This is a genomic window from Shimia sp. MIT1388 (assembly GCF_047124445.1).
GTDB lineage: Bacteria > Pseudomonadota > Alphaproteobacteria > Rhodobacterales > Rhodobacteraceae > Shimia.
On record NZ_CP138921.1, the window covers coordinates 297,677 to 321,437 of the forward strand.

General features: G+C 58.9%; 25 protein-coding genes. 15 read left to right on the forward strand and 10 right to left on the reverse strand.

Annotated elements, in window-relative coordinates; genetic code table 11:
* The first annotated feature begins 3 nt into the window (after positions 1-3).
* Complete coding sequence (locus tag SIB92_RS01445; RefSeq protein WP_412554143.1) at positions 4-1,470, forward strand: class I adenylate-forming enzyme family protein; 1,467 nt, start codon at positions 4-6, stop codon at positions 1,468-1,470.
* Positions 1,471-1,512: 42 nt separating this feature from the next.
* Here the strand turns inward: SIB92_RS01445 and SIB92_RS01450 are convergent, their stop codons facing one another.
* A complete protein-coding gene (locus tag SIB92_RS01450) occupies positions 1,513-1,752 on the reverse strand; it encodes a hypothetical protein (protein WP_412554144.1) in 240 nt (79 codons plus the stop codon).
* 355 nt (positions 1,753-2,107) lie between these two features.
* Between SIB92_RS01450 and SIB92_RS01455 the strand changes: the two genes are divergently transcribed.
* The gene (locus SIB92_RS01455; RefSeq protein WP_412554145.1) at positions 2,108-2,785 is read left to right on the forward strand and encodes a hypothetical protein; all 678 of its coding nucleotides are present in this window, start codon (positions 2,108-2,110) and stop codon (positions 2,783-2,785) included.
* A 130-nt stretch (positions 2,786-2,915) separates the two neighbouring features.
* On the opposite strand, the gene SIB92_RS01460 is transcribed toward SIB92_RS01455, so the two are convergent.
* The 3 genes from SIB92_RS01460 to topA form a co-directional block, all read right to left on the reverse strand.
* Positions 2,916-3,545: a 3-oxoacid CoA-transferase subunit B gene (locus SIB92_RS01460; RefSeq protein ID WP_294113972.1), complete on the reverse strand. Its 630-nt coding sequence runs from the start codon at positions 3,543-3,545 to the stop codon at positions 2,916-2,918.
* Positions 3,546-3,547: 2 nt separating this feature from the next.
* Positions 3,548-4,270, reverse strand: a complete 723-nt coding sequence (locus SIB92_RS01465; protein WP_412554146.1) for a CoA transferase subunit A — start codon at positions 4,268-4,270, stop codon at positions 3,548-3,550.
* Positions 4,271-4,506: 236 nt separating this feature from the next.
* A complete protein-coding gene (topA, locus tag SIB92_RS01470; RefSeq protein WP_412554147.1) occupies positions 4,507-7,119 on the reverse strand; it encodes a type I DNA topoisomerase in 2,613 nt (870 codons plus the stop codon).
* Positions 7,120-7,244: 125 nt separating this feature from the next.
* Here topA and SIB92_RS01475 point away from each other — a divergent pair, with 125 nt between their 5' ends.
* Positions 7,245-7,688: a hypothetical protein gene (locus SIB92_RS01475; protein WP_412554148.1), complete on the forward strand. Its 444-nt coding sequence runs from the start codon at positions 7,245-7,247 to the stop codon at positions 7,686-7,688.
* Between the two features lie 12 nt (positions 7,689-7,700).
* Here the strand turns inward: SIB92_RS01475 and dprA are convergent, their stop codons facing one another.
* The gene (gene dprA, locus SIB92_RS01480) at positions 7,701-8,843 is read right to left on the reverse strand and encodes a DNA-processing protein DprA (protein WP_412554149.1); all 1,143 of its coding nucleotides are present in this window, start codon (positions 8,841-8,843) and stop codon (positions 7,701-7,703) included.
* Positions 8,844-8,971: 128 nt separating this feature from the next.
* Positions 8,972-10,393: a metalloprotease TldD gene (gene tldD / locus SIB92_RS01485; RefSeq protein ID WP_412554150.1), complete on the reverse strand. Its 1,422-nt coding sequence runs from the start codon at positions 10,391-10,393 to the stop codon at positions 8,972-8,974.
* 181 nt (positions 10,394-10,574) lie between these two features.
* On the opposite strand from tldD, the gene coxB reads away from it, so the two are divergent.
* The 11 genes from coxB to SIB92_RS01540 all read left to right on the forward strand — a co-directional run bounded on the left by coxB (position 10,575) and on the right by SIB92_RS01540 (position 20,452).
* Positions 10,575-11,423, forward strand: a complete 849-nt coding sequence (gene coxB / locus SIB92_RS01490) for a cytochrome c oxidase subunit II (protein ID WP_412554151.1) — start codon at positions 10,575-10,577, stop codon at positions 11,421-11,423.
* A gap of 84 nt (positions 11,424-11,507) precedes the next feature.
* Positions 11,508-12,452 carry a heme o synthase gene (gene cyoE / locus SIB92_RS01495; protein WP_412554152.1) on the forward strand — a complete coding sequence of 315 codons (945 nt, stop codon included), beginning with the start codon at positions 11,508-11,510 and terminating at the stop codon, positions 12,450-12,452.
* A 4-nt stretch (positions 12,453-12,456) separates the two neighbouring features.
* Positions 12,457-12,624 (forward strand): hypothetical protein, encoded by a 168-nt coding sequence (locus tag SIB92_RS01500; protein ID WP_058240054.1) that lies wholly within the window; start codon positions 12,457-12,459, stop codon positions 12,622-12,624.
* The gene (locus SIB92_RS01505; RefSeq protein ID WP_412554153.1) at positions 12,624-13,199 is read left to right on the forward strand and encodes a cytochrome c oxidase assembly protein; all 576 of its coding nucleotides are present in this window, start codon (positions 12,624-12,626) and stop codon (positions 13,197-13,199) included. The genes SIB92_RS01500 and SIB92_RS01505 overlap by 1 nt, the downstream gene beginning before the upstream one ends.
* 32 nt (positions 13,200-13,231) lie before the next feature.
* Positions 13,232-14,038: a cytochrome c oxidase subunit 3 gene (locus SIB92_RS01510; protein ID WP_412554154.1), complete on the forward strand. Its 807-nt coding sequence runs from the start codon at positions 13,232-13,234 to the stop codon at positions 14,036-14,038.
* 97 nt (positions 14,039-14,135) lie between these two features.
* The gene (locus SIB92_RS01515; RefSeq protein WP_412554155.1) at positions 14,136-14,813 is read left to right on the forward strand and encodes an SURF1 family protein; all 678 of its coding nucleotides are present in this window, start codon (positions 14,136-14,138) and stop codon (positions 14,811-14,813) included.
* Positions 14,814-14,818: 5 nt separating this feature from the next.
* Positions 14,819-16,207: a threonine synthase gene (gene thrC, locus SIB92_RS01520; protein WP_412555784.1), complete on the forward strand. Its 1,389-nt coding sequence runs from the start codon at positions 14,819-14,821 to the stop codon at positions 16,205-16,207.
* Positions 16,204-17,466, forward strand: coding sequence for a M16 family metallopeptidase (locus tag SIB92_RS01525; protein WP_412554156.1), 1,263 nt, complete (start codon positions 16,204-16,206; stop codon positions 17,464-17,466). Before thrC ends, SIB92_RS01525 begins: the two co-directional genes overlap by 4 nt.
* Entirely contained in the window at positions 17,466-18,056 is a 591-nt protein-coding gene (locus SIB92_RS01530; protein WP_412554157.1) for a GNAT family N-acetyltransferase, read from the forward strand. The genes SIB92_RS01525 and SIB92_RS01530 overlap by 1 nt, the downstream gene beginning before the upstream one ends.
* Before the next feature lie 130 nt (positions 18,057-18,186).
* Positions 18,187-18,996 (forward strand): MBL fold metallo-hydrolase, encoded by an 810-nt coding sequence (locus SIB92_RS01535; RefSeq protein ID WP_412554158.1) that lies wholly within the window; start codon positions 18,187-18,189, stop codon positions 18,994-18,996.
* Positions 18,997-19,042: 46 nt separating this feature from the next.
* The gene (locus SIB92_RS01540; RefSeq protein WP_412554159.1) at positions 19,043-20,452 is read left to right on the forward strand and encodes an FAD-binding oxidoreductase; all 1,410 of its coding nucleotides are present in this window, start codon (positions 19,043-19,045) and stop codon (positions 20,450-20,452) included.
* 60 nt (positions 20,453-20,512) lie between these two features.
* Here SIB92_RS01540 and SIB92_RS01545 read toward each other — a convergent pair whose 3' ends face one another.
* Complete coding sequence (locus SIB92_RS01545) at positions 20,513-21,052, reverse strand: adenine phosphoribosyltransferase (RefSeq protein ID WP_412554160.1); 540 nt, start codon at positions 21,050-21,052, stop codon at positions 20,513-20,515.
* A 163-nt stretch (positions 21,053-21,215) separates the two neighbouring features.
* Here SIB92_RS01545 and SIB92_RS01550 point away from each other — a divergent pair, with 163 nt between their 5' ends.
* On the forward strand, positions 21,216-21,446 hold the full coding sequence (locus SIB92_RS01550; protein WP_412554161.1) for a hypothetical protein: 231 nt from the start codon (positions 21,216-21,218) through the stop codon (positions 21,444-21,446).
* On the opposite strand, the gene SIB92_RS01555 is transcribed toward SIB92_RS01550, so the two are convergent.
* The 3 genes from SIB92_RS01555 to SIB92_RS01565 form a co-directional block, all read right to left on the reverse strand.
* Positions 21,443-22,072 carry a LysE family translocator gene (locus SIB92_RS01555; RefSeq protein WP_412554162.1) on the reverse strand — a complete coding sequence of 210 codons (630 nt, stop codon included), beginning with the start codon at positions 22,070-22,072 and terminating at the stop codon, positions 21,443-21,445. The two genes, SIB92_RS01550 and SIB92_RS01555, sit on opposite strands and share 4 nt — an antisense overlap.
* Positions 22,073-22,140: 68 nt before the next feature.
* Positions 22,141-23,031: an S-methyl-5'-thioadenosine phosphorylase gene (locus SIB92_RS01560; RefSeq protein WP_412554163.1), complete on the reverse strand. Its 891-nt coding sequence runs from the start codon at positions 23,029-23,031 to the stop codon at positions 22,141-22,143.
* A gap of 126 nt (positions 23,032-23,157) precedes the next feature.
* Positions 23,158-23,715 carry an invasion associated locus B family protein gene (locus SIB92_RS01565; RefSeq protein WP_412554164.1) on the reverse strand — a complete coding sequence of 186 codons (558 nt, stop codon included), beginning with the start codon at positions 23,713-23,715 and terminating at the stop codon, positions 23,158-23,160.
* Positions 23,716-23,761: the final 46 nt, after the last annotated feature.

Consider the following 23,761-nt stretch of genomic DNA (forward strand, 5'->3'; position numbering starts at 1 on the left):
TCGATGAACATTGCGACATGGTTGGTGCGCGCGGCACAGCGCGCGTCGGAGCGGCAGGCGATTTTTGAGGGGCAGCGCTGTGTCGAGACCTATGGAGCGTTTCTGAGCCGCGCGCTGGGGGTGGCGCAGTGGCTGGATGCACATGGGGTGCAAGCGGGTGATCGGGTTGGGGTGTTTATGAAAAACTGCCCTGAGTATCTGATGGCGCTGTATGGCATTTGGGCTGCCGGGGCGGTGGCGGTGCCGATCAACGCCAAGCTGCACCCCAAAGAAGCAGCCTGGATTTTGCAGGATGCGGAGGCACGGATGTGTTTTGTTTCCGCACGCTTTGAGAGCGATCTCTCAGAGGTTTGTGATGTGGCTTGTGCCACCGTGCCAGATACCCGGGTTGAAAGCACAGAGATTGTGGCCCGCGACCCAGACGAACTCTGTTGGTTGTTTTATACGTCCGGCACAACGGGACGGCCCAAAGGCGTGATGATCACCCATCGCATGATTGTGGCCATGGCGATGAGCTATTTTGCCGATGTGGATCAGGTGAGCGCTGAGGATACGGCGCTTTATGCGGCGCCGATGAGCCATGGCGCCGGGCTTTACAATGTGATGCATGTGCTCAAAGGCGCGCGGCATGTGGTGCCGGAGAGTGGTGGCTTTGACGAGGCGGAGATTTTTGATCTCGCCGCGCATTTTGGGCGGGTGCATATGTTTGCTGCGCCCACGATGGTGAAGCGCATGACACAAGTGGCCAAGGCGATGGGGGCCGATGGGGCGGGGCTACGCACCGTCGTCTATGGTGGTGGGCCGATGTATGTGGAGGACATCCGAGAGGCCGTTGATCACTTTGGGCCGGTGTTTGCGCAGATTTACGGGCAGGGAGAATGCCCGATGTGCATCACGGCGTTGAGCAAAGATGAGGTGGCGCGCGGGGATGTGGCTCAGCTGGCGTCGGTTGGTCGGGCGCAATCGGTGGTAGAGCTGGTGATTGGCGGGCCGGAAGGGATTTTGCCTGCGGGCGAGGTTGGGGAAATCCTGGCGCGTGGGGATGCGGTGATGCCGGGATATTGGCGCAACGCGGCGGCCTCGGCCGCGGCGTTGAAAGACGGGTGGCTGCACACGGGCGACTTGGGCGTGTTGGACGCGGCGGGGTATCTGACGCTGAAAGATCGCTCTAAAGACCTGATTATTTCCGGTGGGACCAACATCTACCCCCGTGAGGTGGAGGAGGTGCTGCTCACGCATCCTTCTGTGGTGGAAGTGTCCGTGGTGGGCAGGCCGCACCCGGAGTGGGGCGAGGATGTGGTGGCCTTTGTAGTCTGTGATGGCGCGCTGGATGTGGCGGCGTTGGAGGCGCATTGCCTGACGGAGATTGCGCGGTTCAAACGGCCAAAGGACTATGTGCAGGTGGAGCGCCTGCCGAAGAACAACTATGGGAAGGTGTTGAAGACGGAATTGCGGGGGATGTTGGGATAGTGAGCTAGGCGCCTTGCAGGAGGCAAAAAAAAAAGAGGCCGATCAATCGCCTCCGTCTCCATCTGCTTCGCTGTCCCATAGTCCGCCGGGTTCGGACGGATCTGTGTCAGAGCAGCGCTCGCCCCCGTGCCATTCCACCCAGACGTAGAGACCGTCCTCTCGTTGTCGCAAGGATTTTCGGCGAATGCGGTTGCGATACACAGAAAAGGCGATGAAAGCGACAATCAGGGCGCATTGAAAAGGATCGAATACCCAACCGGTATCCGCGCTGTAGCTCAGCATAAATCATATCCGTGTGTTGTGGAAAAACAGACAGGAGACGTGTCGGTTGGCGGTGCAGGGTCAGAGCTGTCCAACCCCTCCGCATCACATCAACCTGTTTAGTCGTAACTGTCTCATGTCTGACTTCTGGATAGCACGGCGCTTGTAACAGTTTTGCGACATGCTGGGTAGCAAGCCTGTGTTTGATTGTATTTCCAAATCAACTTTGGGGTGAATATCCCAAAGGGCGACAAGAGTTGAAAGGAGGCGTTTACGTCCTGTTCACTTTGAAAAAGCGTCGGTGTTGAGTGTGTGCTTCGCGAAAGGGAAACAGAGGGGCTTGTAGATTTTGGGGGAACATGTGCTTCATGCGGCCATGAAGTATTCTATGCATTTCAAAGGCTTTGGCCGCTACCTTGTTGCACTTGGAGTGGTGGGTCTAATTTGCTTACTGTATTGGACGACAAATTGGAGGCGAGTTGGCGAGCCCAATGCGGATCACGGGCTCTGCGCAAAAGAAGTTTTGGATTTTTTCCTAACTGCTGATCCGCTTCGCGATCAGGCCTGCGAAGAGGTAAGGCTCGCATCAGACCAATGGACTGGAAACAGTTTGAGTGTGCTCGATAAAGACTTTTTCGCCGGTTTGGACGACCGTGGCCACGTTGATTTAAGCACGGTGTTGCCCGATCATGTTTCCACCGTGTGCGTGATAACTGAGTACACGTATTACCTTTCGGACATACCCAATTGGACTGTCGGGTTTGGGCAGCCAGACGTGGCAGCGATGCTCCCATCAGGAGAGCACGAGCATATCGTTGTCTATTTTGATCAGAATGCGGTTTTTCTTGGTGGTGACAGGCTACGCAACTCGCTCGTGCGTGCGGGACCTGCTCGCTCGGGCGCGTTCTCGTCAGAGTCAAGTTTCGCGCCTTTGTATGGTTGCACTGAGGCCGAGCAAGTGTCGATAAAATTCCAGCGCAGAGAGCGCGGTTTTTTTGGGGTTCTGCCGGTCGTCGACTTTCGCTTGTTCAAAGCCGTGGAAGGAGCGCCCTGAAGGCGGCGCCCCACCGCCCCCATGGGCGGGCGCTTCGCTTCCACCCGCGGTCGGGAGCTGCCCTCGGTTAACCCACAAAAAAGCCCCGCCAAATCTGACGGGGCTTTGCAACTTTGTATGTGCGTCGCGTTTAGTTGACGATGGTTGCCTCGGTTGCGGCGCGCAGTTCGTCCTCAGACACACCATCGGCGCATTCGACGATTTTCAGGCCGCCTTCGACCACGTCAAGTACACCGAGGTTGGTGATGATACGGTCAACCACGCCCTTGCCGGTCAGGGGCAGGGTGCATTCTTTCAGCACTTTGGAGACGCCGTGCTTGTTGGCGTGATCCATCACCACCACCACACGGCCGACACCGGCCACCAGATCCATCGCGCCGCCCATGCCTTTGACAAGCTTGCCGGGGATCATCCAGTTGGCCAGATCGCCATTCTCAGCCACTTCCATCGCGCCGAGGATGGCCATGGCGATTTTGCCGCCGCGGATCATTGCGAAAGACTGTGCAGAGTCAAAATACGCGGTCTGTGGCAGCTCGGTGATGGTCTGCTTGCCGGCGTTGATCAGGTCGGCGTCTTCTTCGCCTTCGATCGGGAACGGGCCCATGCCGAGCATGCCGTTTTCCGATTGCAGCGTGACTTCCACACCTTCGGGGATGTGGTTGGAGACCAGCGTCGGGATGCCGATGCCGAGGTTCACATACCAGCCGTCCTGCAGTTCCTGTGCGGCGCGTGCCGCCATTTGATTGCGATCCCAAGCCATGATTATGCCTCCTCACGCGGGCGCACGGTGCGCTGTTCGATACGTTTTTCGTGATCACCTTGAATGATGCGGTGCACGTAGATGCCGGGCAGGTGGATGCTGTCAGGCTCTAGGCTGCCGGTGGGCACGATTTCCTCAACTTCCACGATGCAGATTTTGCCACAGGTGGCCGCAGGCGCGTTGAAGTTGCGCGCGGTTTTGCGGAACACTAGGTTGCCGGTTTCATCGGCTTTCCAGGCCTTCACAATGGCCAGATCGGCAAAGATGCCTTCTTCCATGATGTAGTCTTCCATCGCGCCATCAGGGCCGGTGGGGAACTGCTTTTCCAGCTTGCCTTCGGCAATCACGGTGCCCACGCCGGTTTTGGTGAAGAAGCCCGGGATGCCCGCGCCTCCAGCGCGCATGCGCTCGGCCAGGGTGCCCTGTGGGTTGAATTCCAGCTCCAGCTCACCGGAGAGGTACTGTCGCATGAATTCTGCGTTTTCGCCCACGTAGGAGCTGATCATCTTTTTGACCTGTTTGGTCTGCAACAGAATGCCGATGCCGAAGTCATCAACGCCCGCGTTGTTGGAGGCAAACGTCAGGTCTTTGACGCCGCTGTCTTTGATTGCGTCGAGCAGAAGCTCGGGAATGCCGCAGAGGCCAAAGCCGCCTGAGGCAATGAACATGCCGTCGCTCAGAACGCCGTCCAGCGCCTCGGCGGCATTTGCATATACCTTTTTCATGGATGTCTCCCCTTATCCGGAAATTGGGGAGAGTAGTGACGGCGAGGCGGAGATGAGTCAACGCCAGCAGGGGGTGTCCGGTATTACTACGGGCGTTTATGGGTAGTGTCGCGTGGGCGGGTTGTGGACGGATTGGGGGCCAGCCCCCAAACCCCCGGGATATTTTTGGCAAGAAGAAACGATCTCAGCGGGGGGGGGCGGGCAAAGAAAAGGCCCCGCAGTGGGGGCCGGATCTTTTAATCGTCTTTGGTCTTTTTGGCAGCTGCTTTCTTGGCCGGTGCCTTTTTCTTTGCTGCCGTTTTTTTCTTCGCGGCGGCTTTCTTTTTGGTTGGCTTTTTACCGGCTTTTTCGGTGATCCACTCCACAGCCTGTTCCATGGTCACGTCTTTCACGTCGATCTCTTTTGGGATCGTGGCGTTGACTTTTTCCCATTTCACATAAGGGCCATAGCGGCCTTCCATGATGTTGACCGGACCACCGGCATCGGGATGTTCACCTAGTTCACGCAGGGCTTTGGCCGCGGAGCCCCTGCCACGTCCGGGGTTGGCGCGCTTTTCGGCCAGAAGCTCCACTGAATGATTCATGCCGATCTCGAGGACTTCGACAAGTTCTTTGAGGTTGACGTAGACCGGTTTTGCTTCGGTTGGCAGCTGGTGCATGATGTAGGGGCCAAAGGGGCCGAGCGCAGCCTTGATATTACCGCCATCGGGGTGCTCACCAACGATACGCGGCAGGGTCAAGAGGGTCACAGCCTTTTCAAGCGTGATCTCATCGGGTCCCCAGCCCGGCAAAGGTTTCTTGTTGCGGTCTTTGGGGAGGTTTGCACGAGGCGGTTTTTCCTTGGACTGCGGGTGCACCTCGCCACGCTGCAAATAGGGGCCGTAGCGCCCGCTCTTGAGCCAGATTTCGTCACCTCTGTCTTCGCCAAGCAGTTTTTCCTCTCCCTCTGCACCTTCGCCGGTAATGGGGCGGGTGAAGGTGCATTCAGGATAATTGCCACAGCCGACAAAACCGCCGGAGCGGGAGGTTTTCAGGTGCAACTGGCCCGTGCCACATTTTGGGCATACGCGCGGGTCGGCGCCGTCTTCGCGCGGCGGATAAAGCTGGGGTGCCAGCGCGTCGTCGAGGATATCGAGCACCTCGGAGATGCGCAGGTCGCTGGTTTCAGCGATGGCGGCATGGAAGTCTTTCCAGAATCGGGCCAGCACGTTTTTGTAGTTGCGGTCGCCTGCGGAGACGTCGTCGAGCTCTTCTTCGAGGTTGGCGGTGAATTCATAGCCAACGTATTTGCGGAAGAAGTTCACCAGGAAGATCGTCACGATCCGGCCTTTGTCCTCTGGGAAGAGGCGATTTTTTTCTTTGCGGACGTAGTCGCGATCCTGAATGGTGGTGATCACCGACGCGTAAGTCGACGGGCGGCCGATGCCGAGTTCTTCCATGCGCTTGACCAAGGTGGCCTCGGTATAGCGGGGCGGCGGCTGGGTGAAGTGCTGTTCCGGCGAGACGGCGTTTTTGGCCATGGCCTCGCCTTGCATGATTTGCGGCAGGCGTTTGCCGTCCTCATCATCGACAACCTGATCGTCGCGGCCCTCTTCGTAGACACGCAAAAAACCGTCAAACATCACCACCTGGCCAGTGGCGCGCAACTCAATCTGCTTATCACCAGAGGCGATATCAACCGTCGTACGCTCCAATCGGGCGCCTTCCATTTGACAGGCCAAGGTGCGTTTCCAGATCAGGTCGTAAAGCTTGCGCTGATCATCTTCGGTGACCTTCAGGTCAGCCGGTTTGCGCATCATATCCGTAGGCCGGATACATTCGTGCGCTTCCTGAGCGTTTTTGGCTTTGTTCTTATAAATCCGGGGCTTGCCCGGTACGTAATCCTTGCCGTAGAGCGCCTCGATGGCGTCACGGGCGCCTTGCACGGCCTCCGGCGCCATGTCGATGCCGTCGGTCCGCATATAGGTGATATACCCAGCCTCATAGAGACGCTGGGCGGTGTTCATGCAGTGTTTCGCGCCCATGCCAAATTTGCGGCTGGCTTCCTGCTGCAGGGTCGAGGTCATAAACGGGGCGGACGGGTTGCGGGAGGCGGGCTTGGCCTCCACGCGGGCCACGGAAAGGTCGCGGCTTTGGATCGCCTGCACCGCCAGTTCGGCGGCAGTGGAGTTTTCCAGCGAGAATTTGTCGAGCTTCTCGCCGCCCAACACGGTGAGGCGGGCCTCAAACTCTTGGTTGCGCGGTGTAGAAAGCTGGGCCTTCACGGACCAGTATTCGCGGGCGTTGAACGCCTCGATTTCACTTTCGCGCTCAACAATTAGACGCAGGCAAACGGATTGCACGCGACCGGCTGAGCGCGCCCCGGGCAGTTTGCGCCATAGGACCGGGGAGAGGTTGAACCCAACAAGGTAGTCCAATGCGCGGCGGGCCAAATAAGCGTCGACCAAAGGTTGGTCTACCTGGCGTGGGTTTTGCATTGCCTCGGTGATGGCCGCTTTGGTGATGGCGTTGAACACCACGCGGGACACGTTGGTGTCTTTCTTGATGGCGCGGCGTTTGCGCAGAGCCTCTTCCAAGTGCCAGCTGATCGCCTCTCCTTCGCGATCGGGGTCGGTTGCGAGGATCAGTTCGTTGTCGTTTTTCAGAGCGTCGGCAATGGCTTTGACGTGGGGGCGAGAGGAATGGCCTATCTCCCATGTCATCGCAAAGTCTTCGTCCGGATCCACCGAGCCGTTTTTGGCGGGCAGGTCGCGGATGTGGCCGTAGGAGGCTAATACTGTGTAGTCCGAGCCAAGGTATTTATTAATGGTTTTGGCTTTGGCTGGGGATTCTACGACAACGACTGGCATTCATTTTCCTCTCGACTCGGCGCGAGCCTTATGGCGGCGAAAAATGTGGGGCGAAAGGGGGGATTGTCAATGCATAGCGGTTTTTCGCGTGTAAGACTGCGCGGCATTAAGGGAGAATTTAACGAATGAAGCAATTGATTTTGGCAGGTGTTTTGATGGTGACGGCGGCAAGCGGTGCTTTGGCGCAGAGCTGGAAAGAGCCGGCGCGGGGCACGCAAGTGCGCAAAGATATGATGAGCGCGATCCGTCCAATTGCGGAGTGGCGGCTGGGCGCGCCGGTTCAGTTTGTGGTCAAGGATCTGCGGGTGGCGGGTGACGTGGGCTATGGCCGGCTTTATGCGCAGCGCCCCGGTGGCGGGAAGATTGATCTGAACGCCACGCCGATTTCGCGGCGCATGGGCGGTGACTACTTTGAAGAGTGGGAAGAGCCCTACATTGATGTGATGTATCAGAAGTCTGGCAATGTCTGGGTGGCGGTGGAGTATACGCTGTCGTCGAGCGAGGCCTGGTGGGCGTCGCCAGAGTATTGCGCGGCTTATGGTCCGGTGCTGACGGATTGGTGTCGCTAAGTCGTTCATAATTTAGGTTTTGGATAGCAGCCCGCCGGCCAGGCGGGTGATCTTGCCGTGCATTTCCAGATCAAGCAGCGCCGGTGTGACCTCTGAGGGGGAGAGCACCATGTCGCGCACCAATTGGTCTTCGCTGATTGGCGAAGGGCCAAGGCGTTGCAGGATTTCACTGTGCAGCGCCGCCGTGTCGCGCAGGCTGCGGTCTGGGCGGTTTGTCGGCGGGTCTTGTGGGATGTCTGGTTGTTTGGGCACGCGCAGGGGGAGGGTGTTGAGCACTTCGAGTACGTCTTCTGCGCCGCGCACCAAGGTGGCGCCGTCGCGGATCAGGATGTTGGCGCCGGAGGCGCGGGCGTCAAACGGGTGCCCGGGGACAGCCAGCACGTCGCGCCCCTGGTCCAGCGCAATGCGCGCAGTGAGCAAGCTGCCGGATTTGGCGGCGGCTTCGACCACCACCACAGCCCGCACAAGGCCGGAGATGATCCGGTTGCGGGCCGGGAAGTGGCGGGCGCGGGGTTCCATGTCTGGACGCTGCTCAGAAAGGCAGAGGCCCTGCGCCGAAATTTTCTCTGCGAGGTCGATGTTCTTGGACGGGTAAGGGCGGTTGAGGCCGCCTGCGTAGACGGCGATGGTGCCGGTGTCCAAAGATGCTTCATGCGCTGTTGCGTCGATACCACGGGCGAGGCCGGAGACCACGGTGAGGCCCGCGTCGCCCAGATCGGCGGCGAGGCGTTTGGCCATGCGCAGGCCCAAAGAGGACGCGTTGCGGGCACCTATGATGGCGACTGTGGGATTGGAGAAGAGGTTTACATTGCCGAGGCACCAAAGCATCGGCGGGGCGTCCGGAATTTCCTTCAGCAGCGCGGGGTAGTCGGCATCCTCAAAGAAAAGCGGCCGCGCTCCAAGAGCACGGCCGTCATTCAGTTCGCGTTTTGCGTCGTCGATTGATGTTGGGGTGTACCGGGGCACGCCAGCAGTTCTTGCTATGTCGGGCAGGGCGTTTAGGGCCGCCTCAGCCGATCCATGCTCCCGCATCAATCTATGATATGTTGTTGCCCCGACACGTCGGGATCGCAAGAGGCGAAGCCGCGATAATCGCGTTTCCTCCGTGGTGGGTGGGATTTGGGGGTGAGTGGAAGAAATTCGATCTTCGGTCATCCGCAACTCCGCCTGCTTGCAAGACTAGGTTTAGGCTTTCAGTGGTTAACAGCGCGTAAACCAAACAGGAAAAAATTGAGTTTTGACCAAATAAAACGAATTCCCCTCACATTTTATACAGTCACGCCTTAGGTGGCCGCGCCACCAACCGTCAAACCGTCCATTAAAACAGTAGGTTGGCCCACGCCAACCGGCACCCATTGACCGGCTTTGCCGCAGTTCCCCATGCCAGGATCAAGCGCCATATCGTTACCCAGACCTTTAATTTGGGTCATGGCGGTTGCCCCATCCCCGATTAGGGTAGCGCCTTTAACGGGAGCGCCGACCTTTCCGTTCTCCACGCGATAGGCTTCGGTGCAGGAGAACACAAACTTGCCGTTGGTGATGTCGACCTGCCCGCCGCCAAAACCGACGGCGTAGATGCCATCCTTCAACGAGGCGACCAAATCAGCCGGGGCCGCGTTGCCGCCTTCCATATATGTATTGGTCATGCGCGGCATGGGGGCGTGGGCGTAGCTTTCGCGGCGGCCATTGCCGGTGGGCGCGACGCCCATCAGGCGGGCGTTCTGGCGGTCCTGCATATAGCCAACCAGAATACCGTCTTCGATCAGAGTGGTTTTGCCAGAGGGCGTGCCCTCGTCATCCACCGTGATGGAGCCGCGACGGTCCGGGATGGTGCCGTCATCAATCACGGTCACACCTTTGGAGGCGACCTGTTTGCCGATCATTCCGGCAAACTTGGAGCTGCCTTTGCGGTTAAAATCACCCTCCAAGCCGTGGCCGACCGCTTCGTGCAGCAGGATGCCGGGCCAGCCGGGGCCAAGCACCACTTCCATGGGGCCAGCGGGGGCAGGGACTGCGGATAGGTTGACGGTGGCGATGCGCAGCGCCTCGCGGGTTTTGGCCTGCCAGTCCGCCGGATCGAGCAAGCCGTCCAGCCCTACGCGGCCACCGCCGCCAGCGGAGCCGCTTTCACGGCGGCCGTTTTCTTCGACAATTACCGAGACATTCACACGGGTCATCGGGCGTGTGTCGGTGATGACCTGCCCATCCGGGCGCAAGATCACCACCTCTTGGTGCGAGGCTGCCAAGGTGGCGGAGACCTGGACCACGCGGGGATCAAGGTCGCGGGCAAAAGTGTCGATGTCGCGCAGAGTTTCGATTTTGACCGGGAAGTCGATGCCACCAATGGGATCGGCGTCGGTATAAAGCTTGCGGTTGGTCGGCGTCGGGCCGTCAGCCAGCGTGCCGCCGCCGTTACCAACAGCCAGCCGTGCGGTGTCCACGGCGCGTTTGATGGCGGCTTCGCTGATCTCGGAGGAGTGGGCGTAGCCAGCCACCTCGCCATTCACGGCACGCAGGCCGAATCCTTCGGCGGCGTCATAGCTTGCGGTCTTGATCCGGCCGTCATCAAACACCAAAGCTTCCGAACTGCGGCGTTCAAAAAACAGCTCGCCATCATCTGCCCCCGTGGTCGCAGCGCGCAAATGCCGCAGGGCAGTGCCCTCATCTATTGCGTTTTCAAAGGGTTGGAAGCGGGTTTGGGTCATGTGCTGTCAGCCTCTAAATTTGATCTAAATCAAAAAAGCGTCCGTTTGACGCAAGCTTCGATCTTTATCTACGGGAGAGAATATGGTTTTTAGGCGCGAAACAACAGCGGGATTCCGCCGAAAGGCATGAGGGATTCTGTGAAACCGACAAGAACAACACCGCAACCGATCAGGGTGACACATGCGAATTCTCTCGACATTCCTGGGCCTTATGGCAGCAACACTTGCGGCGCCTGCCATTGCGCAGACCGCCGAAACCATTGGTAAGCCTGAGCCCAAGGGCCTTGGCTTTCAACCGGCGGCGACCGAACTGGCCCGTCAGATTCACTCTCTGGACGGTCTGATCCTGACCATCATCACAATCATCACCGTGTTTGTGACCGCACTGCTGATCTACTGCATCGTGCGCTACAACCGCCGTGCCAACCCAACACCGGGCACCTTCACCCACAACACACCGCTGGAAATTGCATGGACCCTGGGTCCAATCCTGATTCTGGTGCTGATCGGGTCCTTCTCTCTGCCGGTGCTGTTCAACCAGCAGGAAATCCCTGAAGGTGAAGTGCACATCAAAGTGACCGGTTACCAGTGGTACTGGGGCTATGAGTACACCGACCACGAGTTTGCTTTCGACAGCTTCATGCTGCCAAAAGAAGAGTTGGCGGCCAACGGTTACAACGAAGACGAATACCTGCTGGCAACCGACACCAAAGTGGTTGTGCCAATCGGCAAAACCGTTGTCATGGACGTGACCGGTGCGGATGTGATCCACAGCTGGACCATTCCGTCCTTCGGTGTGAAGCAGGACGCTGTGCCTGGCCGTATCGCGCAGCTGTGGTTCAAAGCTGAGAAAGAAGGCATCTTCTTTGGTCAGTGTTCTGAACTCTGCGGTAAGGACCACGCCTACATGCCAATCACCGTTCAAGTGGTGTCCCAAGAGGCCTATGACGAATGGCTGAAAGGCGCGATCGAAGAGTATGCGGGTGACATGTCCACCCTGCCAGCGATCGAAGTGGCTTCGGCTGACTAATCTTACCATCGGCGGGGCCTGTCTCCGCCGATTGTGACGCGCAAGGCGGGCTATGGTGTCCGCCTTTCACACACAGGACAGAGCATGAGCGACGCAAGCATCAATACGCAAGCCAGAGCCAGCCACGGCGACGCAGAGTTTGGCGACTATTTCGCCCTTCTGAAGCCGCGGGTGATGTCGCTGGTGGTGTTCACAGCCGCCGTGGGCCTGCTGGCCGCGCCGGGCTCGGTGCATCCGTTTGTGGCCTTCTGCTCCATTCTGTTTATCGCAGTAGGCGGCGGTGCCTCTGGCGCGCTGAACATGTGGTATGACGCGGACATCGACCGCGTGATGAAGCGCACCCAAGGCCGTCCGATCCCTGCTGGCAAAGTCACTGAAGGTGAGGCGCTGGCCGTTGGTGTGGCGCTGTCCGGATTTGCCGTGGTGATGCTGGGCCTTGCAGCCAACTGGGTTGCGGCGGCGCTGCTGGCCTTTACGATTTTCTTCTACGTGGTGATTTACACCATGTGGCTCAAACGCTGGACCCCGCAGAACATTGTGATTGGTGGCGCGGCAGGTGCCTTCCCTCCGATGATCGGCTGGGCGGTTGTGACCGGCGGCATCTCGATTGAGAGCGTGCTGATGTTCACGCTGACCTTCATGTGGACCCCGCCGCATTTCTGGGCGCTGTGTCTGTTCATGAAGTCCGACTACAAAGACGCGGGCGTGCCGATGTTGCACGTGACCCATGGGCGCCGCGTGACCCGCAATCACATTCTGGTCTACACACTGCTGCTCGCCGTTGTGGCGATTGGCATGGCCTTCACCGGTGTGGGCGGCCCGATTTACCTGACCACCGCCTTGATCCTGAACGGCTTGTTTGTGGCCGGTGCGATTTCGATCTGGCGGCGTGACGAAGAGATTTCCGAAGCCGACGGCTACAAGCGCGAGAAAGCATTCTTTGGTCTGTCGCTGATTTACCTGTTCCTGCATTTTGGTGCGATTTTGGCAGAGGCCACGTTGGCCCCTTATGGCATCGGAGGATGGTAAGCAGATGAGCTTTCGCGAGGAACACGAACTGCATAAGCGCCGCTTTGGCCGCAACCTTGGGGTTGCGCTGGTCTTGGTGAGTTTCATTGTCATCGTTTTTGGCCTGACCGTGGTGAAAGTCACCCGCGGCGATTATGAGCCGGAAAACGCCAGCATTCAGCGGGGGCAGTGATGGCGATGGATCCGAAGAAAAAGACGCTGGTTCAGACTGTGGGCGTGGTTATCACCATGGGCGCGCTGGCCTGGGCGTCTGTGCCGTTTTACGACTGGTTCTGCCGCGTGACCGGCTTTGGTGGCGTGACCAACACCGCCGAGGCAGGCAGCGATGTGATCCTCGACAAGACCATCAAGGTCCGTTTTGACGCCTCCATTGAGCGCGATATGGCGTGGGAATTCAAACCCATGCAGCGCGAGATGGAAGTGCGCATTGGTGAGACCGGATTGGCGTTCTACGAAGCATACAACCCAACCGACCGTCCGATTGCGGGCACCGCGAGCTATAACGTGGCGCCGTATGATGCTGGTGGGTTCTTCACCAAGATTGACTGCTTCTGCTTTGAAGAGCAGGTGCTGCAACCCGGTGAGCGGGTGACGATGCCGGTAAGTTTTTACGTGGATCCGGAAATCGTGGATGACCGGGACGCGAAATATATCAAGGTGATCACATTGGGATACACCTTCTATGAAACAGACTTGCCCGAAGAGCTGGCGTCCTTGACGACAGCGGGTGAGAAAAAGCAAAACTAAGGGCAAGCCTTCCAACGAGGGAAACTGAGAAAATGGCGCACGTAAAAGATCACGATTATCATATTTTGAACCCCTCATGGTGGCCGTTCCTGGGCGCCGTTGGTGGCTTTATCATGCTGTTTGGCGCAGTATTGTGGATGCACGACAGCGGACCTTGGGTGTTCCTGATTGGCCTGGTGGCGGTTCTGTACGTAATGTTCGGCTGGTGGGCTGACGTGATTGCGGAAAGCAAAGTGGGTGACCACACACCGGTTGTTCAGATCGGCCTGCGCTACGGCTTTATCCTGTTCATCATGTCCGAAGTGATGTTCTTTGCGGCGTGGTTCTGGACCTTCTTCAAGCACCGCATGTACCCAATGGATCCAGGTGGCAACAGCCCAGCCGTGGACGGCCCTTGGCCACCAGCGGGCATCGAGACCTTTGATCCTTGGCACCTGCCGCTGATCAACACGCTGATCCTGCTGTGCTCCGGCTGTGCGGCGACCTGGGCGCACCACGCGCTGGCACATGAAGACAACCGCAAAGACATGAAAAACGGTCTGATTATCGCGGTTCTGCTGGGTGTGATCTTCACCTTCTTCCAGGCCTATGAGTACAGCCACGCGGCGTTCAGCTTCTCCGGCAACATCTATGGCGCGTCCTTCTTCATGGCGACTGGCTTCCACGGTTTCCACGTTGTGATCGGCACGATCTTCCTGTTTGTCTGCCTGCTGCGTCTGAACGCAGGTCACTTCACCAAAGAAAAGCACGTCGGTTTTGAGGCGGCTGCCTGGTACTGGCACTTTGTGGATGTGGTCTGGCTGTTCCTGTTTGCCGCGGTCTACATCTGGGGCCAATAAGGCGACCTGCTAAAGGTTGATCCTTGAGACTGGATACGATTAAAGCAAAGCGCGGCAGGTTCTGCCGCGCTTTTTCTTTCTAAGAAGGATCGCTGTCTTGCGTCGACTGTTCTGGCCCTTGTTCTTTGGCATTTTGGGCACGGTGGTGCTGGTGTCGCTGGGCACGTGGCAAGTGCAGCGCATGGCTTGGAAAGCGGACGTGATTGCGGAGATCAACGCGCGGATTGCGAGCGATCCTGTTGCGCTGCCGGACCTGATTGATATGGAGCGGGACAAGTACCTGCCGGTGGCTGTGTCTGGCACCATCACCGAAGATGAAATCCACCTGTTGGCCAGCACGCGGGACGCCGGGGCGGTCTATCGCCTGGTGTCGGCGTTTGAGACCGAAGGCGGCCGTCGGATCATGCTTGATCGCGGCTGGATCAAAACCGCAGACAAAGACGCCGCACGGCTCGCGCACGCTGTGGATGTGGTTGGCAACCTGCATTGGCCGGAGGAGCGCGACAGCTTCACGCCCGCCAATGATGTGGACGGCAATATCTGGTTTGCCCGCGATGTGGATCAGATGGCTGAAGTTCTGGGGACCGAGCCGGTGCTGCTGATTGTGCGGGACGACAGCGACAAGGGGGCGATTGCGACGCCATTGCCGGTGGACACTGCCGCTTTGCCCAACAATCACCTTGAATATGTCCTGACATGGTACGGACTGGCAATTGTGTGGGTGGCGATGACCCTGTATTACCTGCGCCGGATGCGCAAAACCAAAAAGGCCTGAGAGACGTGAAATATATTTCGACCCGTGGAAACGCCCCTGAGCTGAGCTTTGAAGAGGCCATGTTGACCGGTCTGGCACGTGACGGTGGGCTCTATGTGCCAGAGAGCATTCCAACGCTGTCTGCCGAGGAGATCGCAGGACTGGCGGGCAAGTCGTATGAAGAGGCCGCGTTTATCGTGATGCGTCCGTTTGTGGGCGATGCTTTCACCGACGAGGAGTTCAAGGGCATCATCGCGCGGGCCTATGCAAGCTTCCGCCATGAGGCGCGCGCGCCGTTGGTGCAGCTGGCGCCAAACCACTACCTGATGGAGCTGTTTCACGGCCCAACGCTGGCGTTCAAGGACTTTGCGATGCAGCTGATTGGGCAGCTGTTCCAATTCTCGCTGGCGCGCCGCAATGAGCGTGTGACCATCGTGGGCGCGACCTCTGGTGACACCGGGTCCGCAGCTATTGAAGCCTTCCGCGGGCTGGACAATGTGGATGTGTTCATCCTGTTCCCGCATGGCCGCGTGTCTGACATTCAGCGCAAGCAGATGACCACACCGGATGACGCAAACGTGCATGCGCTGGCGTTGGACGGCGACTTCGACGACTGCCAGGCCAAGCTCAAAGACATGTTCAACGATTTTGAGTTCCGCGATGGCGTGAAACTGGCCGGTGTGAACTCGATCAACTGGGCGCGGGTACTGGCGCAGGTGGTATATTACTTCACCTCTGCCGTGAGCCTTGGCGCGCCTCATCGCAAGGTGAGCTTTACCGTGCCCACCGGCAACTTTGGCGACATCTTTGCGGGTTATATCGCCAAGAAGATGGGCTTGCCGATTGATCGTCTGGTGATTGCGACCAACCAGAACGACATCCTGCACCGCACCATGGAGACCGGGGCCTACACCAAAGAGGGCGTGACCCCGTCGATCAGCCCGTCGATGGACATTCAGGTCAGCTCTAACTTTGAGCGCGCGCTGTTTGACGCCTATGGCCGTGATGGCGGCGCGGTGGCGCAGTTGATGGAAGAGCTGAAGGACGGCTCCTTTGCGATCTCCCAGGGTGCGATGGAAACGCTACGTGAGCATTTTGAGAGCGGCCGTGCCTCGGAAGAGGAAACCAACGCCACGATTGCCTCCGAATTTACCGCAAGTGGAGAAGTGCTTTGCCCGCACTCGGCGGTTGGCGTAAAGGTCGCGGGTGCCTATCTGGGCGAAGTGCCTATGGTCACTTTGGCCACGGCGCACCCAGCGAAATTCCCGGACGCGGTGGAAGCGGCGATGGGGGCACGTCCGGCACTGCCGCCGCATATGGCGGATATGATGGACAAAGACGAACGCGTGACCCGGGTTCCCAACGATCTGGGAGCGCTGGAAGCGCTCATCAAGGAACGGATTGCACAACGTTGACAGTCAAGCTGCACACACTCGCGAACGGATTTCAGATCGCAACAGAACACATGCCCGGGCTGGAAAGCGCCAGCATTGGCATTTGGGTGAGCGCCGGTGGGCGCCATGAGCGCGCGCCGCAAAACGGTATCGCGCATTTTCTGGAGCATATGGCCTTCAAAGGCACCGAGCGTCGAACAGCGCTGGAGATTGCCGAGACCATCGAAGATGTGGGCGGCTATATCAACGCTTATACCAGTCGCGAGGTAACCGCTTACTATGCGCGGGTTCTGAAAAACGACGTGGCGCTGGCTATGGATGTGGTTGGTGACATTGTCCTGAACCCGATCTTTGATCCAAACGAGATCGAGGTCGAGCGCGGTGTGATCTTGCAGGAGATCGGCCAGGCGCTGGATACTCCGGATGATGTGGTCTTTGATTGGCTGCAGGAACGGGCTTACCCGGATCAGCCGATGGGGCGGACCATTCTGGGCGAGGGGGACCACGTGCGTCGCTTTGGGCGCGAAGACCTCTCGGCCTTTGTGACCGAGCATTACCGTCCGGAGCGGATGATCTTGGCGGCGGCAGGCGCGGTGGATCACGACGCGATCGTTCGGATGGCCGAGGAGATGTTTGGGCATCTGGAACGCGGGCCATCCATCGAACTGGTCCCTGCGCGCTTTGTCGGCGGCGAGTACCGCACCGAAAAGGCGTTGGAACAGGCACATTTTGCGATTGGCTTTGAAAGCCCGGATTATTGCAGCGCTGACATCTATACAGCACAGATCTACTCCAGCGCTTTGGGCGGTGGCATGTCGAGCCGTCTATTCCAGGAAGTGCGTGAGAAGCGGGGATTGTGCTATGCGATCTTTGCCCAAACCGGGGCCTATGCCGACACCGGCATGACCACGGTCTATGCAGGCACGTCTGGGGAGCAAATCGGCGAGTTGGCCGAGATCACCATTGATGAGCTGAAACGCGCCGCGGAGGATATGAACCCTGTGGAGATTGCGCGGGCGCGCACGCAGATGAAGGCCGGCTTGCTGATGGGGCTGGAAAGCCCGTCGAGCCGCGCCGAACGTCTGGCGCGGATGCTGGCGATCTGGGGCAAAATCCCGAGCTTGCCGGAAACCGTGGAGCGCATTGATGCGGTGAGCGACGCCGATGTACGCCGCTTGGCCGAACAGATGGCGAGCCAGGCCCGCAGCGCGATGGCGCTCTACGGGCCGGTGTCCGCTGCACCTGCGCTGGAAGCTTTGGAAGAGAGGCGCGCCGCCTGATGCTGCTGACGCGTCGCAGGGTTCGGATCGAGACCGAGCGCATGACGTTGCGCCCGCCGATCCATGCGGATTTTCGCGAATGGGCGGAGTTGCGCTCTGCCAGCGCGGATTTCCTCATTCCCTGGGAGCCGGTCTGGGCCAGCAGCCATCTGAGCCGCAAGAGCTTCACCAACCGCGTTTACTGGGCACAGCGCTCGATCAGCAATGACAGCGCCGTACCGCTGTTTATGTTCCGCCGCGAAGATGACAGGCTCGTTGGGGCAATCACGCTGGACAACATCCGTCGGGGACCCGCGCAGGCGGGCACGCTTGGCTACTGGGTGGGGCAGCCCTTTGCGCGTCAGGGCTTTATGGCTGAGGCGATTGAGGCGGTGGTACATCATGCTTTCACGCGATTGGACCTGAGCCGGATTGAGGCCGCCTGTTTGCCGGAGAATGTGGCCAGCCGCGGTGTGCTGGAGAAATCTGGGTTCAAATACGAAGGTGTGGCGCAGAGTTATTTGCAGATCAATGGGCGCTGGCGCACGCATGTTTTGTATGCGTCCCTGCGCCATGATCGGCGCGGGCGCACATTGGCAGGGCAAGTCTAGGGGGCTTTGCCCCAGTCTCAGCAGCGCTGAGGCTTCCCCAGGACATTTGTGGAAAGAAGAAGCCCAAGAAACCGTGAACGCCAAACGAGATGATTTCTGCTAGGCTGCCTGAAACAGGGAGGAATGCAGAATGCGGTTTCTTGTTATTCTAGCGCTGATGTGGGCGACAGCGGCACATGCGCAGGATCGTAGGCCCAGCCATTGTATCGCTTTGGCGCAAGTGCCTGGCATCGAATATCTGCACAAAGCGAGTTTTCGCGAGCCGGTGGAAAAGCATGCGGTGCGGATCAGTTACATCAGCCACGCGTCTTTCCTGATCCAGAGCCACGACGGCATTGATGTGGTCACCGATTACACCGGGTTTCTGGGCGCAACCACGCTGGTGCCGGATGTGGTTACAATGAACCACGCGCACAACACCCATTGGACCGCCAACCCGGATCCGGCGATCCCCAATGTCCTGCCGGGGTGGGGAGATTACGGCCTCGGGATCGAGCACTACCTGGATTTGGGCTCGATGCTGATCCGCAATGTCTCCACCGACATTCGCAGCTTTGGCGGGGTGGAGGAAAAGGGCAACTCGATCTTTGTCTTTGAAGTTGCCGGGCTGTGTATCGGCCATTTGGGGCATCTGCATCACGAGCCCAATGACGCGCAATATGCCGCCCTTGGCCGGTTGGATGTGGTGATGGCCGCGGTGGATGGTGGCATGAGCCTGGATGTGCCGACCATGATGCGGGTGCTCAAGCGGCTCAAGGCGCAGGTGGTGATCCCGATGCATTGGTTTGAGGAATGGACCTTGAGCGCGTTTTTGACAGGCATGTCCGACGAATATCTGATCGAAAACGAGGGGCGTTCCAGTCTGACGGTCAGCCTGCGGGATTTGCCGGACCGGCCCACCATCAAAGTGCTCTCGCCGCGCTATCTACAAGACCCGTAAGGGATTTTGCGTGGACCTTGCCGCAGCGGCAGCGTACATCAGGGCCATGAGTTTACGTGATGCCTCCCCCGATTTTGTCCAATCCCTGTCCGAACAGCTGCCGGAAGGCACCTTGCGCAGCCCGGAGCCGCGTTATTTGGAAGAGCCTCGTGGGCGGTCCTTTGGCAACGGCGGTGTGGTGGCTTTGCCACGGTCAGTTGAAGAGGTCGCAACCGTTGTAAAGGCCTGCAACGCGGCCAGCGTGCCGGTGGTGCCTTATGGTGGGGGCACCGGGCTTGTCGGCGGGCAGATTGTGGAAAATGGCGCCAAGCCGGTGATCCTGTCCCTGGAACGCATGAACAAGGTGCGGGACGTGCGCCCGTTGGAAAACGTGATGATCGCGGAAGCAGGTGTGATCCTGCAGGATGTGCAGGCAGCGGCTGAAGCGGTGGATCGGTTGTTCCCCTTGTCGCTTGGGGCGGAAGGCACGGCGCGGATTGGAGGCAATTTGGCGACCAATGCGGGCGGCGTGAATGTTTTGCGCTATGGCAATGCACGGGACCTATGTTTGGGGTTGGAAGCGGTGCTGCCCAATGGCGAGATTTGGCACGGGCTGACGCGGCTGCGCAAAGACAACACCGGCTATGACCTGCGCAACCTTTTGGTCGGGGCAGAAGGCTCGCTGGGCGTGATCACGGCGGCGACTCTGAAGCTATTTGCGCGTCCAAAATCGGTGGCCACGGCGATCATGGTGGTGACCGACCCGACAGCTGCTTTGCGCCTGTTGGCTCTGGCGCGGGACATCGCGGGGGAGTCCGTGTCGGCGTTTGAGCTGATGCATCAAAACGGCATGGATTTTGTGGCCGAAACTCTGCCGGACGTGCGCTTGCCGTTTGACACAGCGCCGGAGTGGTCGGTGTTGATTGAGGTGGGCACCGGATCGGGCGCAGAGGAGCTGCTAGAAGAGCTGTTTGGTGAAGCGCTTGAAGAAGGCTTGGTAGAGGACGGGTTGATTGCCCAGAGCGCGCGCCAGCGGGACGATTTCTGGAACCTACGTGAGCACATTCCTGTGGCCAACAAAGCGATTGGCTCGGTGGCGAGCCACGACATTTCCCTGCCGTTGGAAGCCTTGCCAGAGTTCATCACAGAGATGAGCGCTAATATTGCCGCGCAATGTCCGTTGCGTATCAATTGTTTTGGGCACCTTGGCGACGGCAATTTGCATTACAACCTGTTCCCGCCCAAAGGCGGTGACCGGCATGACTATGACGATATCCGCCACGATCTCAGCGCACAGATCTATGACCTTGTGCACCGCTATGGCGGCTCGTTCAGTGCCGAACACGGTGTTGGCCGGCTCAAGGTTGAGGATTTGGAGAAATACGGGGACCCTGCGCGGCTGGCGGCGATGCGCGCCATCAAAACGGCGCTGGATCCGAAGGGGATCATGAACCCGGGCGCGGTGCTCGCGCCCTAAGGCTTTCTTCTTCTCCAAATACCTTGGGGAGTCGCCAAAGGCGACGGGGCAAAGCCCCTCTTACAGGCCGTCGAACTCACAAAGCACGGAGACATCCATGCCCATGGCCTCAAGCTTCTTGCGGCCGCCAAGCTCCGGCAGGTTGATGATAAAGGAACAGCTGATGATCTCGCCGCCCAGGCGTTCGATCAGTTTGATGCCCGCCTCAGCGGTGCCGCCGGTGGCCAGCAAGTCATCGACCACAAGGATTTGCTCGCCTGGTTGAATGGCGTCGTCGTGGATTTCGACAATCGCTTCGCCGTACTCGAGCTTGTAGTCCTGTGAGATGGTGGTGCCGGGCAGTTTGCCTTTCTTGCGGATCGGCACAAAACCGACGCTCAATTGGTGCGCAATGGCACCACCCAAGATGAAGCCGCGCGCTTCGAGGCCAACCACCTTGTCGATGCGGGTGCCGGCGTAGGGATGCAGCATTTGGTCAATCGCCATGCGGAACCCGCGCGGGTCGGCAAACAAGGTGGTGACATCGCGGAACATGATGCCTTCATGCGGGAAATCGACAATGGTGCGGATATAGTCTTTGACGTCGGCGCTTTTGGGCATCTTGGGTTCCGGGGTTAAATTTCAGACGCAGCAGGTTTGGCGGATGCAAGCGCGGCGCGCAAGGGCGGAGTTTGTCGCGATGGGGAGAGTTTGCTCTGGACGGGGACCACGTCCCCTCTGTAAGCAGATTTTGGGGCAGGGATTTCGTTTGGGTGGGTGTTACATGGGATCAAAAGACGCGGCGCAGCCGGACAAGATCACGGTCAAGTCAAAGCCGAAGGGCAAGTCCAAGGTCAAAGTGAAGTCCAAAGCCAAGAAGGACAGTCAGTTGATCTTGCGGCTCGACAAGAAAGAGCGCGATGCCTTTGTCGATCTGTGCAAAGACATGGACACCAGCGCCGCGCGGGAAATTCGCGGCTTTATCCGCAAGTTTATGAAGAAAAACAAACGTTAAGCGGCACGTTTCAAGGTTGCCGTGAGCACCCCCATGCCCATCAAAGTGACGCCACCAACGCGGGTCAGGTTACGCATGACGGCGGGCTTTTCAATGCGGCTGCGCAGCCGGTCAGCCAAGAGTGCATAGGCCAGCGCATTGAGGGCGGCGAGGCTGACAAAGGTGCTGATCAAAATGGCAAACTGCGGCAGCATGGCTGCGGTTGGGTCAATGAACTGCGGTACAAAGGCGATGAAAAAGCCGATGCTTTTGGGGTTCAGCGCGGTGACGGCGGCGGCATGGCCAAAGACGCCGCGGGCTGGCAGGTCTGCGGATTTGCTGATGTCCCCCAGATGGGCCTGACCCGCGCTGCGCAGCATTTTGTAGCCCAGCCACACAAGGTAGACCGCGCCAACCCATTTGAGCACCATGAAGGCGGTGGCGGAGGCCAGCACAATGGCGCCCAAGCCCATCAGCGAGGCGGTCATGGCAATCAGATCGCCCAGGGCCACACCGGCGGCCGTGGCAATGGCGACTTTGCGTCCTTGGGTGAGGGCGTAGCTGAGCACCAACAAGATGGTGGGGCCGGGGATCAGCAAGAGCGCGGTGGAGGCGGCGACAAAGGTCAGCCAGAGATCAAGGGACATGAAAAGGGCCTGCAATTGAATCAGAAAGCCCTATCAAACAGGTGAAAAGTGATTTGGTCTAGCGGCAATTAGCCTGCGAGCACGCGACCGGCGACCGCATCCAGTTTGGCAATCATGTCTGGGTCACGTTTGTCCGGAGCGGTCATGATGGCAAACTCCAGCGCTTTGTCACAGCTGTGTTCACAGTCAGCACGTTCCGCGCCGAGGAGGGCAGGGAGACCGCGCACAAGGTTGCGGGCTTTTTCGCTGTTACCGGTCAATGTTGCAATGATTTCAGTGACATCCACTTCGCCATGCTCCGGATGCCAGCTGTCATAGTCGGTGACCATGGCAACCGAAGCGTAGCAGAGTTCGGCTTCACGGGCCAATTTGGCTTCGGGCATGTTGGTCATGCCAATCACATCCGCGCCCCAGCTTTCGCGATACATTTTGCTTTCCGCCAAGGTGGAGAACTGCGGGCCTTCCATGGCCAGATAAGTCCCGCCTTTGTGCACTTTGATGCCCGCATCGGTTGCTGCGGTGAAGCAGGCGTCTGAGAGGCGCGGGCAGGTCGGGTGCGCCACGCTGACGTGGGCGACAAGGCCTGGGCCAAAGAAGGATTTTTCGCGCGCAAAGGTGCGGTCAATGAATTGATCCACAATAACAAAATCGCCGGGCGCCATCTCTTCGCGGAAGGAGCCGGTGGCGGAGACGGAGATCACATCGGTCACGCCAATGCGTTTGAGCGCGTCGATGTTGGCGCGGTAAGGTACAGAGGTGGGCGTGTGCACGTGGCCACGGCCGTGGCGCGGTAGGAAGGCCATTTTCACGCCGTTCAAGCGGCCGGTTAGGATTTCGTCAGACGGTGTGCCAAAAGGGCTTTCGACTGCCTGCCATGTGGCGTCTTCCAAGCCGTCGATGTCATAGATGCCGGAGCCGCCAATCACGGCGATCATGGTTTCTTTGGTGGCCTCAGTCATGCCCGTCTCCCAGTGCTAATCGTTGGGCAAAGTTGTGCGCACAAGGGGTCGGAATTGCAAGGAAAAGCCGGGTCGGTAACGCGTCTGTAATGCGTCGGTATCACGGAGGTGCAAATTTGGCTGGCATCAGGGTTGGGACAAGCCGCGTTTTGCAAGTTGGGCATTGTAATCGGCGAAAGCGGCTTCGAAGCCTGTAAGTGGCCATGTCAAGTCTTGGGAGGCGCCATGGCGATCGCGGAAGGTGAAGCGGAAGTCGCCTCCAGTGCGCATCTCCAACAGCAAGGTTTCTGCGGCGTCGCCGTCGAATGTGCATCCGGTGCCGGTTAGACAGCCGACCCGGTTGGTGCGCCAAACGGAGGTGCCGTCGCGTTCGATGCGGAAATTGCCGGGGGCGGTGAGGGTGCCGAGTTCCAAGCCAAACTCGATTTCTGGGCGGCTGTCTTCGGATTGGGTCAGGAAGAAGAACTGTGCGGCAAAGTTGGGCTGCGGTGAGAACACGTCCACGCGTCGGATGTAGCAGCGTTGCGCCAACGTGCCGTTTTCGTCGCGCTCGTCACACAGCGTGTTCCAGATGTCGTGGATCGCGTGGTGGGTGACCCGCCAATTGGATGGGCGGTCGTTGCCGTCCTGATCCTGAGCGGCGAGGGGAGTGGCGGCAAGAGTGAGGGCGGCGAGCCAGCGCATGGGGGACTCCTGAAACGGTACGCGGTGACGGCACTCTTCATTTCAG